The 17,701-nt window shown below is 39.1% G+C and carries 12 protein-coding genes; 7 read left to right on the top strand and 5 right to left on the bottom strand.

What is annotated here, in order from left to right; all coding sequences use genetic code 11:
- Positions 1 to 509: 509 nt before the first annotated feature.
- Positions 510 to 818 carry a DUF496 family protein gene (locus C9J41_RS12010; protein ID WP_105060198.1) on the top strand — a complete coding sequence of 103 codons (309 nt, stop codon included), beginning with the start codon at positions 510 to 512 and terminating at the stop codon, positions 816 to 818.
- Positions 819 to 1,176: 358 nt separating this feature from the next.
- On the opposite strand, the gene rsmF is transcribed toward C9J41_RS12010, so the two are convergent.
- The 4 genes from rsmF to C9J41_RS11990 all read right to left on the bottom strand — a co-directional run bounded on the left by rsmF (position 1,177) and on the right by C9J41_RS11990 (position 8,510).
- Complete coding sequence (gene rsmF, locus C9J41_RS12005; RefSeq protein ID WP_107294622.1) at positions 1,177 to 2,607, bottom strand: 16S rRNA (cytosine(1407)-C(5))-methyltransferase RsmF; 1,431 nt, start codon at positions 2,605 to 2,607, stop codon at positions 1,177 to 1,179.
- 148 nt (positions 2,608 to 2,755) lie between these two features.
- Positions 2,756 to 5,383 carry an MlaD family protein gene (locus C9J41_RS12000; RefSeq protein ID WP_107294621.1) on the bottom strand — a complete coding sequence of 876 codons (2,628 nt, stop codon included), beginning with the start codon at positions 5,381 to 5,383 and terminating at the stop codon, positions 2,756 to 2,758.
- Positions 5,364 to 6,560 (bottom strand): paraquat-inducible protein A, encoded by a 1,197-nt coding sequence (locus C9J41_RS11995; protein ID WP_107208137.1) that lies wholly within the window; start codon positions 6,558 to 6,560, stop codon positions 5,364 to 5,366. The genes C9J41_RS12000 and C9J41_RS11995 overlap by 20 nt, the downstream gene beginning before the upstream one ends.
- Before the next feature lie 117 nt (positions 6,561 to 6,677).
- Positions 6,678 to 8,510 (bottom strand): ABC transporter ATP-binding protein, encoded by a 1,833-nt coding sequence (locus C9J41_RS11990; protein WP_107294620.1) that lies wholly within the window; start codon positions 8,508 to 8,510, stop codon positions 6,678 to 6,680.
- An 84-nt stretch (positions 8,511 to 8,594) separates the two neighbouring features.
- Between C9J41_RS11990 and C9J41_RS11985 the strand changes: the two genes are divergently transcribed.
- The 4 genes from C9J41_RS11985 to C9J41_RS11970 all read left to right on the top strand — a co-directional run bounded on the left by C9J41_RS11985 (position 8,595) and on the right by C9J41_RS11970 (position 12,683).
- Entirely contained in the window at positions 8,595 to 9,053 is a 459-nt protein-coding gene (locus C9J41_RS11985) for a GAF domain-containing protein (protein WP_107208139.1), read from the top strand.
- Between the two features lie 109 nt (positions 9,054 to 9,162).
- Positions 9,163 to 9,795, top strand: a complete 633-nt coding sequence (gene proQ / locus C9J41_RS11980; protein ID WP_107208140.1) for an RNA chaperone ProQ — start codon at positions 9,163 to 9,165, stop codon at positions 9,793 to 9,795.
- Positions 9,796 to 9,813: 18 nt separating this feature from the next.
- Positions 9,814 to 11,817: a carboxy terminal-processing peptidase gene (gene prc / locus C9J41_RS11975; RefSeq protein ID WP_107246664.1), complete on the top strand. Its 2,004-nt coding sequence runs from the start codon at positions 9,814 to 9,816 to the stop codon at positions 11,815 to 11,817.
- A 200-nt stretch (positions 11,818 to 12,017) separates the two neighbouring features.
- Positions 12,018 to 12,683, top strand: coding sequence for a lipocalin family protein (locus C9J41_RS11970; RefSeq protein ID WP_107208142.1), 666 nt, complete (start codon positions 12,018 to 12,020; stop codon positions 12,681 to 12,683).
- 153 nt (positions 12,684 to 12,836) lie between these two features.
- On the opposite strand, the gene pncB is transcribed toward C9J41_RS11970, so the two are convergent.
- Positions 12,837 to 14,036, bottom strand: a complete 1,200-nt coding sequence (pncB, locus tag C9J41_RS11965; protein ID WP_107208143.1) for a nicotinate phosphoribosyltransferase — start codon at positions 14,034 to 14,036, stop codon at positions 12,837 to 12,839.
- Positions 14,037 to 14,710: 674 nt separating this feature from the next.
- Here pncB and pepN point away from each other — a divergent pair.
- Positions 14,711 to 17,335, top strand: coding sequence for an aminopeptidase N (gene pepN, locus C9J41_RS11960; protein ID WP_107294619.1), 2,625 nt, complete (start codon positions 14,711 to 14,713; stop codon positions 17,333 to 17,335).
- 126 nt (positions 17,336 to 17,461) lie between these two features.
- Complete coding sequence (locus C9J41_RS11955; RefSeq protein ID WP_006645627.1) at positions 17,462 to 17,686, top strand: DUF2835 domain-containing protein; 225 nt, start codon at positions 17,462 to 17,464, stop codon at positions 17,684 to 17,686.
- Positions 17,687 to 17,701: the final 15 nt, after the last annotated feature.

The following is a 17,701-nucleotide window of genomic DNA, read 5'->3' as shown; positions in this document are numbered from 1 at the left end:
TGATAAACTTTACATCAAACACTGTGTCGCCAATATCGGGTTACTACGCTATTTGAGCTTGAACACTTCGAGGAAGCTATCCTTGTCCAGATTGCATTGTTGTAAACGAGTACTGGTCTATTTCAAGAGTAGGTGCTGATATGCCATTTGCAAATACAGGAAGGCTTTTTTTGTGGTGGATTTCACAAAAGATACCCTTTTGTTATTACAGATTACATATATTGTCTAATTGTCATAATTATTAATTAAAATAGGGGTATTTATTGTGATATATCAAAAATTTGTTGAGCTTTTTGTGTGATATTTAAGCGAGAAACATAAGTTGATGCTCATAGAATCATCATTGAGCATTTAATCATGAGTATTGCTTGAGTTTACGAATGACTTTCTGATATAACGATTTCAGTAATAAACTGAGACTCGACGGTTATGTACTAGGAAGTGCATTATTTCTATCCCTTGCATTAAATCAGTTTCACAAGGTTTTATTTTCAGACTAAGGACTACACATGAACAACATCCTTGAACTCGTTCGTCAAACACGTCGTAAAAACAAACTTAAACGCGAAATCCTAGACAACGATCGTAAAATTCGTGATAACCGTAAGCGTGTTGAGTTGTTAGAGAACTTGATGGATTACATTAAGGCCGATATGAGCCACGATCAAATCGTTGAAATTGTTGAAAACATGAAAGGTGACTACGAAGATCGTGTTGATGATCATATCATCATCAGTGCAGAGCTTTCGAAAGAGCGTCGTGAAGTAAGCAAAGCAGTAAAAGAGCTGAAAAAAGCTGAAATTGCACATAAACACTAATTCTCAGCACTAGAAAGTTGAGATTGTGCAAAAGACATAGCATGCTTATATTAGTTAAATTAAACCGAGCGTAATGCTCGGTTTTTTTATATCTATCGTAAGTAATAACAATATCTATAGCGCTGGGCTTTTAAGTTTTAGCGCTGATTGGGAAATATTACTTGAGGCAAAAAATAGCCCGAAACGATTCCTGTTTCGGGCTTAGGGGAATGGCTCTCGTAAGAGCCTTGCGCTAACTGGTTAGTAAATGGAGTATGATTACACTTTCAATGTTAGTTGAATAATGTTTATTTTCCAGTTATTGCATTTAATAAAGTCATCATTAACTATACTTTTTGATGCTAACGATATTTTTACCTTAAATATCAAATAGGTTAGTATCACGAACTAATTCACGAGGTAAGCCATTTTTGATACGGTTGCTCACCCATTTACCAATACCAATAGGGTAATCACGGTAAGTAACAATCACTTCACCTTTGCCTGCTGGTATTCCTGGGCGAATATCGCGTCCCATGAACCACTCTTTAGCTTGTTCAACATTAAGTTCAATAGCGATAGATTCTTTGCCTGTTGCCAGTGTCATTACCGCTTCATGTTGCCAGCGATAGCCTTTCTTGTGTTGTTCTGCGAGCTTAATACCAATACGTTGGAAACGGATTTCACCAATTAAAGTACGTAGCTGAGAAGGGAAAAGCCAAACTTCTTTATCACGTAACCAGACATCATGTTGCTCAGGTAAGGTAATATCTAAATCTTGTTTTAACTGTTGGGCTATCTCTTGTTGCTCTTTGTCTTTAAGCTGAGCAAACGGGAATTTCCCCATCCGCTTTTTTACGCTATCGGTTTCAACAGGTGCCAGCTTACGAATACGTGCGACAAAGAAACCTTCGCTATCAAAGATCTGAGGGTAAACGTGTAGGAAGCCATCTTCTGTGAGTGACTTTTCTGCACCATCGAACAGATCGCTTAGCGATTCAAATTGAACAGCATCACCAAATTTTTCTTTTAGGAAATGACAAACGTCTTGGTTTTCACTTTGGTTTAATGTGCATGTTGAATACACCATAACCCCGCCAGTTTTCAGAGCTTGGAATGCACTTACAATAAGGTTGCGTTGTACTTCGGCAATTTCATCAATAGAAGCTAGGCTCCAATTAGCCATAGCATCTTCATCTTTACGAATTGCACCCTCACCAGAACATGGCGCATCCAATAAGATCGAATCAAAAGATTCTGGTGCCCATGTGCCAAATACACAGCCATCAAAATGGGTCAGTGCTGCATTGTGAACACCACAACGTTGTAAGTTTGAATGGAGTACTTTAATTCGGCTCGCGGCTAACTCGTTGGCAACCAGTGCGCCACGGTTTTGCATTGCAGATGCAATTTGGGTGGTTTTAGAACCTGGCGCTGATGCCATATCTAATACACAGTCTAATGCGTCGTTATCTTTAAGCAATGCGGTTACTGGCATCATCGAACTGGCTTCTTGAATATAGAAAAGTCCTGCCATGTGCTCTGCGGTATTACCAAGAGAAACAGTATCTTCGTCTTCTCGTTCAATCCAAAAGCCAGTATCACACCAAGGAACCGGCGTTAATGTCCAACCACGATTTGCAACACGCGCTAAGAAATCCTCAACACTAATTTTAAGTGTATTGACGCGAATGCTGCGACGAAGAGGTGTTTTACAACAAGCAATAAATTCATCGATATCTAAATGCTCAGGCATGGTTTGCTTGATTAAATCGATAAATGCGTCAGGGATGTGAATATTCGGATGCAAAGGAAGGATCTCTATTAACTAGCTAATGAGGCTGATTTTATAACAGATTGGTATGAATTGCAGTTTTTGCTAATACAAAGCGTAATAAAGGTTTTTTCTGAATAAAAAAGAGCACCGAAGTGCTCTTTATTTTGTTTGATTTTAGCTGTTAACTCTCAGGAATTGCAGTACGCCATGCTAACCATTTAGGGTTTGCTTCTTTATGTAGTAAGAAGTGTGTTCCTGCTTTAACTTGTGGTTCAAGTGGTTGCTTTTCGGGGGTTGCAAAGGCAATTCCGCCACGTAATAGGCTATCAAATGTACCTGCTTTTATGTTGGCACCTGTAATACCGATATCAACATTCACACCTGAGGTGTTCCAAAATACAGTGTTTTTTCGCACTAAATGGCGGTATTGTTTTTCAAGTTGGGCTTTTATGATGACACGGTCGGCTAAGTCACCGAGTGAAACGTTAACCACTTGTCCAACTTGAATATCACGGTAGAGCAATGGTGTACCTTCGCTAATTGAATCACGCTCTTCACTTTCTAATACTATCGTGACGCGGGAATCAAACAACTCTGCCGAACCAAGCTTAAAAGTATCAGCAAAATAGCCTTTCCCAGGTTGAACAGCAATGTAAGAGCTCAGCAACGAATCCAAGTTTTCACTACCACTTAAGCTGATCTTTGGTTTAACCACCCAAAAGTAGCTATCTGACTTTGCGATTTTTTGAGCGTATTTCGGATATAAACGAGCCTGTATTTTCACGTTGTTTGTATGAAAATCGGGTTCGATGTTAATGATTTTACCAATGGTTACGCCTTGGAACTTGATCTCAGTATTGTTAGAGACAGATCGTGCATCATCGGCTGTTAAAGTTATCAGCTGTCCAAAATGTTGCGCTGAACTTAAGCTTGAGTAAAGCTTGTATTTAGAACCGATACGGTTAGTCACTTGCTTCATGTTATCAAAAGCAATCCCACCTTTGATAAGCGTGGATAGGGGATCGGTCACTAATTTAATACCATTTAATCCTGCTTCTACTTCGATACCTGAACGGTTCCAGAATACGGTGTGGTTAGTGATCAAATGACGGTATTTTTTCTCGATATTTAATTTAATGCTCACACCGTTATCTTTCAAAGCAAAGTCACTCACTTCACCTACTTGTAAGTTACGGTAAAGTACTGGACTACCTTCAGATACGGGGGGTAACTTTTCAGCAAATAAACTAATGCTGCTATAGCCTTTCAGTTTTTCATCCGCAAGATCGGCAAGACTTCGGTTTTTAAATAGGGTGTAGCTTTTGTTTATTTTTTTGCTACCGATAGAAGTGAAGCTAATCGCACTGCTGATTAATTGATCGGCTGGCGGAATAGAAACATCAATACCTTTGCTCGAAATGCTGGCATCGACACCACCATCAACGAAGAATCGACTACCACTTCTGATCAAATGGGTGTACTCAGGTTGAACTAAGACATCAAAGCTTACACGCTCACCGGTTAATTCAACGTTAGTGATTCGCCCGACATCTAATCCCTTAAAGCGTAATTTGGTGCCACGTTTAATACCAAAACTTTTATCAGCATACAGTTTGAAGGTTGCTACACCGGGTTGTTGCTCTTCTAATGTGTCACGGGTAATAGCTGTAAATTGACGTGAAGTTTCGCCTTTACCCGGTATTAAACGTAAGAAATTGCCTCGTACAAGATTGCCGATATTCTTAACACCATTAAGTGATACTTCAGCTTCTTCGAGTAATAAACGAGAGCCGCTATTTAAGTACTCACGCATGCTAGGTTCAATCGCGGCATGTGCGATAATCTTGTTGGTTTTTTCATCAAGGCTTACATCGGTGATTTTACCGATCTGTAAGCCACGATACATGATTGGTGAACCTGAATCGCTAATATCATTGTTATCTGGCAAGGTTATCGTGATAGCAATACCACGACCGGCCGTATTGATATCGGGGTAGAGCTTAAACAGATGATTTGCTTCAATGACTTTACCTTTATCTGGTGAATCAAATGCAATAGCACCTGCGATTAATGCTGACAGGCTTTCAAACTGCACATCAACACCGTTGAAACCGATATCCGCACGCATGCCACTAACATTCCAGAAACGGCTTTTATCAGTAACAAGGTTGGCATACTTGGGTTTGATTAGTGCATCAATAAGGACTTCTTTTTTGTTATCACTAAGGGTGTAATTGAAAACCTCACCGACTGGGATCTTCTTATAAAAAATTTGCGAACCAATACTGATCGATCCAAGATTCGGTGCTTTTAATTGCAGCTTTAAGCCATCTTCTAATGGCGTATCTGCAGGTTGGTTTTCTAATGCTGTAAATTTCGTAGCTTCAGGACCATCACCGGGTAATAACGCAATGTAGTTACCAGAAACAAGAGTATCTAAGCCTGATATACCCGTTATAGATGCCTTAGGTTTGACTAGCCAGAATCGGGTATTTTTACGAAGAATGTTTACCGCTTCAGGATAAATGTCGGCAGTAACGTAAATACTCTTAAGATCTTTTGATAGGCTGATATCACGTACAATACCCACTTCAAGGCCTTGATAACGAATAGTCGTTCTTCCAGCGACTAAACCCACGGCATCGTTAAAGTGGATTTGAATACGTTCACCGGCTTCGTTAACTGATTTATACAGTAACCAACCAGCAAGTATTAATGCTAATAGCGGCAACAGCCACAGCGGTGATAACCCCCGATCACGGCGAATTTTCACCTTTTTGGGTTGTTCGTTATTTGGATCGTTGTTCATAATTGTCCCATATCAGGCGAGAATCTAAACTTTCTGCTGCTAACATTGTTAATACTACCACGACGGCAAAGGCAATTGCCCCAGGTCCCGGCGTGAAATCAAGAACTTGCCCACGGTCGATTAATGTGACCATGATGGCGATAACAAAAAGATCCATTACCGACCATTTACCTATCCAGTGTACGGCACGAAATAGTCGCATACGTAATAGGTGGTGTGTTTTTCGTTTGAACTGTACGGCTAAAAGGATATAAGCCAAACTTAGAATTTTCGCGACAGGGACAACAATACTGGCAATAAAGATGATTGCTGCGATACCTGTCATTCCCGTTCTGACGAGTTCAGCAACACCTGAAAAGATAGTATCTTCAATACGCTTACCGTTATTCATGAAAATTGAAATGGGATAAAGGTTAGCAGGCAAGATAAAAATACTTGCTGAAATTAAATATGCCCATGTTTTTTGAATAGAATGTGGAATGCGATCGTGTAATGGACTATTACAGCGGCGGCAATGGGTCAGGTGTTCTTGCGTTAAATGACAGGTCGTACAAAGTGTGTCTAAGTCATCACTAATATGTTCATTTTCAGGTTGCCACGCATCCCAATAACGACGAACACTGATACGAGTCAGTAACACGAGAAATAATATCTGTAAGGTAATGAGACAGTACAGCCCAAGACCGATATTAATCTCTGCGACTTCTTGGACTTTAAAACAAGCAATGGCGAGACTAACTAAAAAAACATCGAGCATCACCCATTGCTTTAAATGGTGAAGAACCCATGTTGATGCTTTAAATAGAGTAAAGTGACGAAATTTAAGGGAAAATTGGGCGCTAAAAACCGCCCCTATGACTAATAGCGGGGCAATAACGCTACAAAATAAGATTAATGCGGCAACGCCAGGAAAATTTTCTGAAAGTGTGATGGCGCCAGATGGAAGTGTCGCAGGGATCATCTGTCCGAATAATCGTATTGTGATTAACGGTAAAGTAATGGTTGGAATAAAAAGGATTAAACCCGCTGCGGCAATCGCCAGTTCTGCATTAAATCTTGCTGTTCCCCCACGATATAAACGTGTTTGGCAACGGGGACAGTAAGCACTGTGTCCTTGTTGAGCCACCTCAGGGAGCACGAGTAAATTGCAACCGGGGCAGCGTCTGGCCGTTGACATAGTACGTTGTTTCCTTTGCAAAAGAGCGAGATATAAAAACGCTCACGAAATAAAAATTCACACGTTTGTAAAAACATAGTGAATGATAGCCCATGAGCGTCAAGGATGGGTACTATATTATTTTGTACCGATTCTTGCTACTGGAAGTTGTTGATCTGTTTGTTCAACATCATTATTAGGTGATTGAATTGAACCGTAAAGTGTTCGATATAACCCATGTTGACTCACTAACTCAGTATGTGTACCTGATTGACTGACTAATCCATCTTCTAAGACATAGATTAAATCAGCTTGTTTAACGGCAGATAAACGGTGGGCAACAATTAAAGTGGTTTTATCTTTTAAAAAACTATTCAGCGCTTTATGAAGTGCAGCTTCTGTTGAAGTATCTAACGCTGATGTTGCTTCATCTAAAATGACAAAGTCAGGGTTAGATAAGATCATACGGGCAATCGCTAAACGTTGACGCTGACCACCGGATAAACGAATACCTTGTCGACCAATTTCAGTGTCTAGGCCATGTGTTAACCGCTCTGTCATGTCTGTAAGTTGAGCAATGTCTAACGCATTCCAGAGTTCATCATCAGTATATTCACCACCTAATGTTAAGTTATGGCGTAATGTATCGTTGAATAAGACGGGCTGCTGGAGCACAACAGCCATACGTTCGCGAAGAGATTCATAACTGACCGCCTCAATCGGGTGACCATTAATAAAAATATCACCTGATTGCTTTTGGTAAATGCCAAGCAGTAATTGAATTAAGGTTGATTTACCGCCGCCTGATGCACCTACAAGAGCAACACGTTTTCCTGCAGGGATATCAATATTTAAACCTCGCAGCACTTGTTTATCATTGTCATAAGAAAAACGGACATTTCTTACTTTAATATCCAGTGCTTCATTGTGATTAAAGGGATAAACGGTAGCGGTAGGGCGAACTTCTTCTTCTAAATCTAACAGCGTATTTAAACGCTGCATGGCCGCAGATGCACTGTACCAAGAAAATTGAATCCCCAATAACTCTTGTACAGGCCCAAGCATGAACCATAAGTAACTAAAGACAGCCAGCATTTCACCGATAGATAAGCCACTGAAAAGCACCATTAACATTGCAGCGGCGCGAAATACTTCAAAACCCGCCAAGAATAATAAGAAAGAGATGCGTCCTGCCGCTTCTGATTGCCATGCAAACTTATCAGCACTGTGGCGTATATCATTTGCGTGCGATTTTAGTTGAGCTAAAAATTCACGCTCACGATTAGATGCGCGCAATTGGTATATGCCATCTAATACTTCGACTAAACGTTGTTGGAATTTTTCATAAGATTGATTTTCTTGACGCTTGAGGTTTTTAACGCGGTTACCCATCATTTTTGAAGCGTAAACAACAATAGGGTTAATGATGAGAATAAATAGCCCGAGTCGCCAATCTAACCATAATAAAACGCCAGCAGTACCAACGACGGTGAGCAAGCCGATAATAAAACGACTTAACGTATCTCCGACAAACTTATCGATAGTCTCAACATCAGTGACAAGATGCGAAGTAATGCCGCCACTTCCTTTTTCTTCATATTGGCGCATGCTAATACGCCCTAATTTATCCAATAAATGCTGACGTAAATTAAAGGTGATCTCTTTTGATACCAGTGTGAATTGGCGGCTTTGTAAAATGTTCAATGCTTGGCTTACGGTACGCATTAAGACAACTAAAAATAACACTAATAAGATATAGCCAGTAGGTGATTGCCATTGTTCGGGAAGAAGGTGGTTTAAATATTGGATCCCTTCAGCTGGCTTATGGAGTAATACTTCATCGACCATTAATGGCATAAGTAATGGAATTGGTACGCTAATCAAGGTGGCAATAACAGCAATAATATTCGCGGTGATAAGGCGGGGACGATGTTTTTTAGCTTGAATAAAAAGCCAAGACCAATTAATCATAGTGGGGAATGAATGCTTCACAGTGATAATGATTCCTATTATTGTTAAGTGTTTCCATTTTAACGATTATGTAAGGCGTATGCTATGGAAAATACAGGTTCTTTTTATAACCGTCTGACACTTCAAGCTTTAGCTATAGTTGAAGGTGAATCAGATCTCATTGCCAATCTCTCTAATATTAGTGCGTTGTTGAATATGGAGTTAGAGAACATAAATTGGGTTGGCTTTTATTTATTAAAAAATGATGAGCTCGTACTTGGTCCATTTCAAGGAAAACCTGCTTGTGTTCGTATTCCTGTCGGTAACGGGGTATGCGGTACGGCAGTAAAAGATAACAGAGTCATCCGTGTTGATGATGTTCATGCCTTTCCTGGGCACATTGCTTGTGACGCAGTTAGTCAATCTGAAATCGTTATCCCATTAAATATAGGGGAAAAATGTATAGGTGTACTGGATATTGATAGTCCAGATTTGTCAAGATTTGACCAAAATGATGAACAAGGTCTAGTTTCTTTGGTTACAGAGCTACAAAAAGTACTCTAATTTCATGCTTTCGGTGGTTTTTCCTTATTAGGTAATTATAATAGCCCCACTATTTCTTTTTGAACAAAGCACTAATAACGAGCAAATCTCGTTTATGTCAGGAAAGTCCATGGAAAACTCTGAAAAGTTAACGAACAGTAAAGAAGTTATTGCATATATTGCTGAGCGTTTCCCAAAATGTTTTACTATTGAGGGTGAAGCTAAACCACTTAAGATCGGTATTTTTCAAGATCTTGCTGAGCGCTTAAGTGATGATCCAAAAATCAGTAAGACTCAACTACGTACAGCATTACGTCAATACACATCTTCCTGGCGTTACCTTCACGGCGTTAAAGCTGGTGTAAGTCGTGTTGATCTTGATGGAAATGAGTGTGATGTACTTGAGCAAGAACACGTTGATCACGCACTTAAAGCCTTAGAAGAAAGCAAAGCAAAAGTACGTACTCGTCGTAAAGAGCAGGCTATCGCTAAAGCAGCTAAAGAAGGCGATGCGAAAAAAACTCGCGCAAAAACTGCTAAACCTAAGAACATTAAGCCAAAAACGGCTAAAGTTAATAAGAAGCCAGTTGAGACTACACCTGTACTAAAAGCTGACGAAGTTATTGTTGGTAAGAACGTACAAGTGAATATGGGCTCAGGTAACATGCCGGCAACTATTGTCGAAATTAACAAGGACGATGTGCGTGTTCGCTTAAATAACGGCTTAGTAATGGCTGTTAAAGCGGAGCACCTGCGTTCATAAAGGGAGAATGCGCGACGCATGAATTGTCGATTCCGTTTCTCACTGATTGCTGCCGGCATGATGCTGGCAGCTTCAGCGCAAGCCTTAGAGGCTAAATATTCATTAAGTGATTTGCCGCAACTTGCACCAGAGCAGCAGCACGCAACTGCGAGTAAGAGGGTAGCGTCACGCTTTACCCGCTCTCATTACAAGCATTTTTCACTTGATGATAAATTCTCTAGTCAGGTCTTCGATCGTTATATCGAAATGCTCGACTATAATAAAAGCTTTCTAACTGCTTCTGATGTAAAGCAATTTGAACGCTGGCGAAATCAGTTTGATGATCAATTGAAATCTGGTGATACATCGGGTGCATTTGATATTTTTAATAAAGTCCTTCAACGTCGTTTTGACCGTTATCAGTTTGCGATCTCGCAATTAGATACAGAGATTAAATTCGATAAAGATGAAGACTTTGTTATTGATCGCTCTGAACTTGAGTGGCCAGAAAATCAAGCTGAGTTAAATGAAATTTGGCGTAAGCGTGTGAAATACGATGCGTTGAATTTAAAGCTGGCAGGTAAAAACTGGAAAGAAATACAAGAAACACTAGGTAAACGTTATAACAACGCCGTTAAACGTTTAACGCAAACCCATAGTGAAGATGTATTCCAGTTATACATGAATGCTTTCTCGCGTGAAGTTGATCCTCACACTAGTTATCTATCTCCTCGAAATGCTGAGCAGTTCCAATCAGAAATGAACCTTTCTTTAGAAGGGATTGGAGCAGTGCTGCAAGTGAAAGATGATTATACGACGATTCAATCCCTTGTTGCTGGTGGACCTGCTGCGAGCTCTAAAAAGCTGGCTGCGGGTGACCGTATCATTGGTGTTGGTCAAGATGGCGAAAAAATTGTAGATATTATTGGCTGGCGTTTAGATGATGTTGTCCAATTAATCAAAGGTCCGAAAGGCAGTAAAGTGATTCTTGATGTTTTACCAGAAGGTAAGAACAGCAAGAGTTACACTGTCACTATTGTTCGAGACAAAATTCGTCTAGAAGATCGTGCCGTTAAATCGGAAGTGAAAACTGTTGAAGGCAAGAAAATTGGTGTGATTGAAGTACCAAGTTTCTATGTCGGTTTATCTGAAGATACCAAGAAAGAATTGGTTAAGCTTAACGAGCAGAAAGTTGATGGTGTCGTTATTGATCTTCGTAACAATGGCGGTGGTGCATTAACTGAAGCGACAGCATTAAGTGGTTTATTTATTTCAAGCGGGCCTGTTGTTCAAGTTCGTGATAGTTATGGTCGCGTAAAAGTAAACAGTGATTCAGATAATCAAGTTTTCTTTAATGGGCCGTTAACTGTTTTAATTAACCGTTATAGTGCATCGGCATCTGAAATATTTGCTGCGGCAATGCAAGATTATGGTCGAGCAGTGGTGCTTGGTGAACAATCATTTGGTAAAGGTACTGTGCAGCAGCACCGTTCTTTAAACCATTTATATGATTTATTCGATAAGCCACTGGGTCATGTACAATATACAATTCAAAAGTTCTACCGTATTAATGGTGGTAGTACTCAGAATTTAGGTGTTGTGCCTGATATCTCTTTCCCAACAGCAATTGATCCGTCTGAAACCGGTGAAAGTGTAGAAGATAATGCATTACCGTGGGATAGTATTAAACCGGCTAAATATCAACAACTTCATAATTATTCGTCAATTCTTCCTAAGTTAAATGAAGAACACCTTGCACGAATTAAGAATGATATGGAGTTTGGTTTCATTAATGAAGATATCAAAACCTATAAAAAGGAAAAAGATATCAATAGAATTTCATTAAATGAAAAAATGCGTTTAGCTGAGCAAGATAAACAAGATGCTGATCGATTGGTACGTTTAAATAAGCGTCAAAAAGTACTCGGTAAAAAACCGTTTGCTGATTTAGATGCAGTACCAAAAGATTATGAAGCACCTGATGCATATTTGGATGAAGCCATTGGTATTACCGCTGACTTAACCAAGATAAAATCATCGTAGTTTTCTGATAGTATCCAGCAACACATAAATAAGCGCTCCTTCATGGGGCGCTTTTTTATTTCTCTTTGTTACTGTAATAATCTCATAAATAAGACTTGTCGCATATTTAAATGTGATCTGTCGCATATTTTTCATCGCAAAATAGCTTTACCAACTAGTTTTAAAGTACATGCACTTTGTTCTAGTAACAGGGGAAGCCTATGAAAAAACTATTCTTTATTACCGTGTTATTCTTCTTTAGCGCATTTAGCCGCCCAATCATTGCCGACGATATTACGGAGTTTGACTATCCATTTTTATTAGGTAATTGGTATTGGTTTAGCTCAACAGAAGCCGGTGTAGAAAGTGAAGGTGAAAGTTATCGTGCAATGCATGTGATGTTTAAATCTGACTATGTATTTGCAATGCGTTTACTTCGTATTGATGGAAAAATAGAACAATGGTCAGGTGAGTATGATATTGACGAAACCAATATTACTTTTGTCACCGAAGGCGAAGAAGATCAAATGCATACTTATATGCTTAGTTATAATCAGTTCGTGTTAGATGGTGCAAGATTTACTAAGTTAGCCCCTGAAAATCTACCAGGTAATTGGAAAACTTCAATGATATCAGGTTCTGATGTTGACCACAGTATTTCTGAACTTTCACTCACGTTACGCCCTGATTTTTTATTCTCTGCTGAAGTCTCAAATGATCAAGGAAAATCAAAAGAGCATCGTGGTATTTATTATATTGAAGATAACCAACTGGTTTTATTATATGAAGATGGGCAACACGATTCTGAATTTGAATTAAGTAGCAATGACACGCTAACGTTAACGAATACTCATTTTGGAATGGAAGCGATATTACAACGAGAATAATTTTTATTAATGTAGCGACAATGCTAGTGGTGAAAGGGAAGGTCATTCCATAATTTTTATAATATCAACAAATATAGCATTGGTTATGATGTGCAGACAAAAAGGCGAACAAGATAACTTGTTCGCCTTTCTAATTTGAAAATAGATGAAGTTTTATTCGTTAGCGAGATTAAATGCAGTACGAAGCTGATCTAAATAGTCTTCATCCCGACAGATGCTCTTACCGGGTTCGTCTGAAATTTTTGCTACAGGGCGACCTTCGCATTCAGTTAGTTTCAACACAACATTCAATGTTTTTACATTTGGTAAATCACAGGTTAGCTGTGTGCCAATGCCAAAACTTACGTTTATTTGGTGGTTGAAATGCTTAAAGATGTTCAGTGCTTTATCAAGTGTAAGGCTATCAGAAAAAACCAGTGATTTTGTTTTTGGGTCAATGCCTAATGATTTGTAATGTGCAATGGCTTTTTCACCCCAAGAAATAGGATCACCACTATCATGGCGTAAACCAATGAAACGTTCAGATAAACGTTTATCAAAGTCACGTAAGAAAGCATCCATATTGATACAGTCGGTGAGCGCAATACCTAAATCGTTAGGGTATTCTTGTAGCCAACGATTTAATGCTAATTGTTGAGAATCAGCAAGCTCACCGGCTAATTGCTGATGGCCTTGGAACCATTCGTGAGCTTGAGTTCCAACCGGTGTTAAATTACGAGTATATGCAAGATAGTAGTTCGAAGTACCTTTGAACTCTGGCATGTTTTCTTTTAAGTAATCAACAACTTTATGATGAACGGCTTTAGAAAAACGGCGGCGAGTGCCAAAATCTACCAGCGAAAATTCACTTAAATCTGTATCTTGTGCATTGTGGTAGAAGCGTGAAATTTTTTCTTGTAATTGTTTAATGGCATCTTCGGGCGTAGCATTTGGATATAAGTGTGCACAGCGCACTTCACAAATAATTGCGAGAAGAGGAACTTCCCATAAGATCACATCCAACCATTTACCACGAATGATAATAGATAGCTGTTCACCAGAATCATCAACACAAACATCATCTGCATTTAGTTGAAAATTTCGTAAATACTTAAGATAGTCAGCACTGAAAAAAGTTAATGTTGATAGATAATTGATTTCATCGTCAGCAAAAGAGAGCGCTGCGATGTTTGCGATTTGATCTTTGATCTCTTGAGAGTACGGGCGCAGATCTTCGTCGCTTCGGCAGTGGAATTCAGCCACTGCTTCAACGTCTGGGTATTGATGAAAAATTGCCTGTTGCATATGCAATTTATACGCATCAGTATCAAGCAGGGAGTTGATAACCCCAATATTGTGTTGGTTATTATTCATATCTGGCTGTAGATACTTATTAGAAGTGATAATAAATCTATCTGTAACGTGATTTTATTATTATTCAATGGGTTATATTCTTGAAGATAAATAAAAAAATAGAATTTATTAATGCCTTAGGTTACGACTGATTGTGAACTAAGATGTGATGTTCGTCAAGTATAACCATTCTCATTAGGCTTTATAGACTCATGAAGTTTACTTACTAAATATATAGCTTACGCATTATTTATGAGTTTTTAATTCTCTTATCGTTACGAGCAATATATAAACTATAGCTTGACGGGGAGTTTATTCATTAATACTGAGTGTTTTAAAAGTTTTCTAGTGTTTGGCAGTTAACTACTCATACTTTTCCGGGATAAATAATAATTATTAATAGTGAGTAAAACAGTATTTCTTTATTTAAAAATTGTACTTTACATAGAACAATTGATTAATTTATATCCAGAAAAGGCTGAGGTTAGATATGTCGATTGAAATTTGATTTATTTTTAATCGTTTAATTGCGAAAACTAAGAAATTGACCGTTAAAGATAAAACTATCGGATATATTTGATATTAATTCTTGTTTGAACGTTATAGTATCAAACTATGAAAATTGTTTGTCGTTCTATTAACACCTGTCTATTGATGCAAGGTTTGGTAGAGCCTTTATAAAAGGAAATATAATAATGACAGAGCAGGCATTTTTACAACCTACTGCTAAATATCGTTCCGATTATCGTCAACCGGATTACACTATTACAGATATCGATTTAACGTTTGACCTTTATGACACCAATACAACGGTGATAGCGCAAAGCAAGGTTATTCGTATTAGTGATAACGATGATGCCCAACTTGTACTTGATGGTGATGAACTTGCCATTGTGAGTATTTCTGTCAATGGCAAAACATGGACGTCATATATTCAAGAAGGCAGCCACTTAACTTTATCAGATCTGCCTGCTCAATTTGATTTAACGATCGTTACAACCGTTAATCCAGAAGCAAATACTGCATTAGAAGGGCTGTATAAGTCGGGGGGTGGTTTCTGTACTCAATGTGAAGCAGAAGGTTTCCGTCGGATTACTTATTATCTTGATCGTCCAGATGTACTGGCTCGTTTCACAACTAAGATCATTGCGGATAAAGCAGCATTCCCATATTTACTTAGTAATGGCAACCGTATTGCTGAAGGTGACTTAGACAATGGTCGTCACTGGGTACAATGGCAAGACCCATTCCCAAAACCTTCATACCTCTTTGCTTTAGTGGCAGGTGACTTTGACGTTTTACGTGATAACTACACCACAATGAGTGGTCGTAACGTAGAGCTCGAAATCTTCGTTGATAAAGGCAATCTTGATCGCGCAGATTACGCCATGACTTCATTGAAAAACTCAATGCAGTGGGATGAAGAGCGTTTTGGTCTTGAATATGATTTAGATATCTACATGATTGTGGCGGTTGATTTCTTCAACATGGGCGCCATGGAAAACAAAGGCTTGAATGTCTTTAACTCTAAATTCGTTCTCGCAAACCCTAAAACAGCAACGGATACTGATTACCAAGGTATTGAAGCTGTGATCGGTCATGAATACTTCCATAACTGGACAGGTAACCGCGTTACTTGTCGTGATTGGTTCCAATTAAGCTTAAAAGAAGGTTTAACTGTATTCCGTGATCAAGAATTCTCATCAGATCTTGGCTCTCGTCCAGTAAATCGCATTGCCAATGTTCGTATTGTACGTGGTCCACAGTTTGCTGAAGATCGTGGTCCAATGTCGCACCCAATTCGTCCTGAAAAAGTGATTGAGATGAATAACTTCTATACATTAACAGTGTATGAAAAGGGTAGCGAAGTGATCCGTATGATGCATACCTTGCTAGGTGAAGCAAATTTCCAAGCAGGTATGAAGCTGTACTTTGATCGCCATGATGGTACTGCTGCAACTTGTGATGATTTTGTTCAAGCAATGGAAGATGCATCAGGTATTGATCTGTCTCGCTTCCGTCGTTGGTATAGCCAAGCAGGAACGCCAGTTGTTACAGTTGATACGTCATATGATGCAGATACTAAGTGTTACAACGTCACTATAAAGCAGCACACAGCTCCAACAGCAGGGCAAGAAGAAAAGCTACCACTTCACATTCCGTTTGATATCGAACTATATGATAGCAAAGGTGAGGTTATTGCACTTCAATCAAATGGTATGCCTGTTCACAACGTGTTAGATGTAAAAGAAGCAGAGCAAACTTTCGTATTTGAGAATGTTGCGGAACAGCCTGTGATGTCGATGCTGCGTGAATTCTCTGCACCTGTGATCTTAAAATATGATTACTCAGATCAAGAGTTGATCTTCTTGATGATCCACGCGCGTAACGAGTTTGCACGCTGGGATGCTGGCCAAATGCTATTGGCGAAATACATTCGTAACAATGTGGCAGCTGTTCAAGCTGGTGAGTCAGTTCAATTACCTGAAGCGGTTATTGATGCTTTCCGTGGCGCATTATTGGATGAAAATCTTGATCCTGCATTTATTGCTGAAATGCTAACACTGCCAAGCGAGAATGAAATCGCAGGCTGGTACAAGCAAGTTGATGTTGATGCAATCAATAAGGTTGTTGGTGCGTTAACTCAAATTTTAGCGACAGAAATGGAAGATGAATTACTCGCGATTTATCGTAGCTTAGCGCAAGGCGAATACAGTCTTGATCATGATGCTATGGCTAAACGCGCATTGCGTAACAAGTGTTTATCTTATCTAGCACATACAGCGCTAGGTAATGATTTAGTGATTGCACAATATGCAGCTGCTGACAACATGACTGATACGATGGCTGCTATGTCTGCTGCAAATAATGCGCAATTAGCTTGTCGCGCAGTACAAATGTCAGACTTTAGTGATAAGTGGACTCACGATGGCTTGGTTATGGATAAGTGGTTCATGCTACAAGGCACTAATCCTGCTGATAATGCGTTAGAAAATGTGCGTAATACTATGAGTCACGCAGCGTTTAGCTTGAAAAACCCTAACCGCACGCGCAGTTTAGTGGCGAGTTTCTGTGCCAATAACCCAGTGCATTTCCATGCGAAAGATGGTTCTGGTTATGCGTTCTTAACTGAAATTCTAACGGCATTAAATACCAGTAATCCACAAGTAGCTTCACGATTAATTGAGCCGTTCTTAAAGTATCGCCAATACGATGAAACACGTCAGCAATTAATGCGTAGCGAGCTTGAGAAGTTAGCGGCATTAGATAACTTAGCAAAAGATCTGTTTGAGAAAGTGCATAAAGCGCTTGAACAATAAATCATAATTCGCTAAATAATAGAGCCAAGTACCTTATTAATAAACACTTTCTATGAGGGAGTGTGTAATGGGGACTTGGCTTTTTCTATATTGGGCTATTGAACGAATAACGAGATAAAAGGGATTATGCGAAGCTTTACTTTTCGAGTAAATATTAGTTATCAAGTTTTCTTACAACACTATTCTGGTGCCGCAAGTAGTGCTGTTGTGGTGACAGAGAATGGATTAAAACTTCAATTGCCCGCTGTGCGTTTACGTCCGTATTTAACGCAAATGGGTGTACGAGGGCGTTTTCAAGTTGCTGTCGATGATAATAATAAACTGACTACATTAACTAAATTGTCTGATTAGTGTTTACATCTCTTA

The organism is Photobacterium sp. GB-50 (assembly GCF_003026755.1).
Taxonomy (GTDB): Bacteria; Pseudomonadota; Gammaproteobacteria; order Enterobacterales; family Vibrionaceae; genus Photobacterium.
This window is presented reverse-complemented; position numbering and strand designations above follow the sequence as displayed.